Annotated in this window: 1 protein-coding gene; it reads left to right on the top strand. The window is 57.3% G+C overall.

All coding sequences use genetic code 11. The annotated features are described in order from the left end of the window. Window positions 1–844: 844 nt before the first annotated feature. Complete coding sequence (locus Q0482_RS07630; RefSeq protein WP_299145195.1) at window positions 845–2197, top strand: hypothetical protein; 1353 nt, start codon at window positions 845–847, stop codon at window positions 2195–2197. Window positions 2198–2518: the final 321 nt, after the last annotated feature.

Genomic DNA, 2518 nt, shown 5'->3' with positions numbered 1-2518 from the left:
TACTCGACTGACAGCGGCTTTGCCGCTGAGGGTTGTGGTATCGCCTGACGGCGATAAGTATAAATGCTGCCTGCGGCAGCAGGCCCATTGGGCGGCAGGTACCATACGATTTCGAAGGGAAACATAGAGAGGTTTATTCTGCCCCCTGAATAGGGGGAAGTCCGGCGCAGCCGGATAGGGGGTGGCCACGATAGTGGCCAATTCCCGCCGACTAGTATTTACAGGCAGATGAGCCATTGGCGGCATTCACTGAGATTCTTCGCCTGCGGCTCAGAATGACCGTGTCCGGCGGGAAGTTCAGCGCGTAAAGCCCTTGCCCACCCCTGTCTAAGGGGTGGGTGGCGAGCGCCTATATACTTTCTTGCGCCCCCTGCTTGTCAGGTGGCAAGGGAACTGGATTCGCAGGGAGTCGATAGACGACTGAGAATCCAGTGACACGTTTCCCACCGGGGCGGGAGAGGGCCATGCAGTGGCGAGGGGAGATTGCCAAAGGCACACAGCCGACAGGCGGCATTAAAAATTTATTGCCCGAAGGGCAATCCACAACCTCCTGACTTTATATTGCGCCCATAGGGCGCCTCCACAACCTCGACCGCAAAGCGGGCGTCAAACCTAAGAACCCTCCGGCCTAACGGGCCGGTCAATCCTTAGAACCTTTCTACACAACCTGCCTGCGTCAGCAGGCCACAACCTGCGGCGTCAGCCGCGCCCCCTCCCCCCTTGAACCCTCTGAACCAGCCCGCCGAAGGCGGGCCGAACCCTCTGAACCCGGGGCCTCTCCGAGGCCCCCATATGATATACTAAAAGCAAACCCTATGAAAGCGGCAGCAAAGGAGGAGAATATATGATGAAGAAAGCAGCGGGTCTGGCGCTGGCGTTGATGATGGCTCTGCCCCTATCCGCAGGGGCGGCGGATTTCGCCAACCGGCTGGGGGCATCCTATTCCGATGTGTCCGTGCGGGGTACGGTGCTCAAGGGCGGAAAGCTGGTGGATTTCGGACGGGAAGTCTGGGGTCGTGGCATGACGGTGGAAGTGCAGCATGGACAGGGGGAGGAAACCTGGTATCTTCATATCCAGGATCTTTCCAGGGAAAGGGGAAAGAACTTTTTCCATGACGTGACCCTTGCCCGGAAGGAAAAGAAATGGAACCTGTCGCCCCTTCCGGAGAATCCGGACACCACCTTCCCCGCTTCCTATACGGGCATGGACCTCTGGTACCCTCTGCCGAAGGATCTGGTGGATACCATGAGCGCTTTCCCCAAGGACTGGAAGCTCACAGCCAAAAAGGAAGACGGGAAGAACTTCGGCCACGATTTCAAAAATCTGGCAGGCAAGGTAAGCCTTATGGACAAAGAGCCCGGCGCCCTGCCAAACTACGGCCCCGCCTATAGTGTCTATTTCCCGGGAGAAAGGCCGGAGGAAGTGCAGCAGGTCTTCCTCTACCATTTGAATGACCGGGATGAAAAGGGAAATCCCATTTCCTACGACGGCTACTACCGCTACTACCAGCGGGAAGATCCCTATGCGGCGGAATTCATCTACGACTACTACGGCAGCACCTACAACGGCTACGTGTCCTTCTATCCGGAAAACGGAGGCACCTGGGTGGATCTGGATTTCTGGCAGAACCATGTGTATAGAAACAGCACCGGCTTCGGCGGCTACTATTACTCCAGCACCGTCCTCACCGGCGTGAAGGACGAATTCGTGAACCAGGGCTATCAGGCGGTTGAAGAGGCCTATTATGACCTGGAAAACCATCCGGACTACGGCATCGAACTGGAAGGAGGATTCAACAAATCCCACCCCAAGGTGAAATCGGTGGACACCGCCGCCCATCCGGAACTTTCCGCCGTGCAGAAAGGGGACTGGATCCTTTCCATTAACGGCGCCGACGTATCATCTATGAACTACCTGGCCCGGTACGCCCTGGACTACGCCGCTCCCGGCAGCATTCTCCACATCACCCTGAAAAACGACAAAACCGGCGAATACACCGTAGACGCGAAAGCGGTGATGAAGGAAAGAAGAAGGCCTGCCGGCAGCTCCTATAAAGAACAGCTGGAAAAAGACGGCCTTCGTTCCAAAGGAACTCCCGCCCAGCTGGCTCCCTGGGTGCCCTATCACGAAGTCTTTGCTCCCTGGGACGGGGAAGGTCATGTCATGGCGCCGGAGTTCAGGGAATTGGTGAAATAGTGGGACAGTGGGACGGCGGGACAGCTGTCCGCTATCCGCTTACCGCCGGATTTGCGGCGCCGGGGCGTATTCCCGAAAGCACAGAGGCCATCAGACGTCAGACTATCAGACGGCAGACATCAGACATACTTTATTCCCGACAGCAAGCAGGTTTAAAGGGTTCGAGGCACCGTCGGGTCTTCGCCCCTGGGTGCCTCAGGTTCGGCCCGCAGAGCGGGCTGGTTCAGAGGGAAAAAGGTTCAACGGATTGACGGGGCTTTCGCCCCGAGGGTTCTTAGGTTGTGCGCCAGTTCGGCGTGTATAGTATAGTCTGGTGAAAGT

This window comes from uncultured Dialister sp. (genome assembly GCF_937959425.1).
Taxonomy (GTDB): Bacteria; Bacillota; Negativicutes; order Veillonellales; family Dialisteraceae; genus Dialister.
This window is presented reverse-complemented; position numbering and strand designations above follow the sequence as displayed.

Bases quoted from the DNA above. Each gene is read 5' to 3' on its own strand.
- Q0482_RS07630 (WP_299145195.1), top strand. From the start codon at position 845: ATGATGAAGAAAGCAGCGGGTCTGGCGCTGGCGTTGATGATGGCTCTG.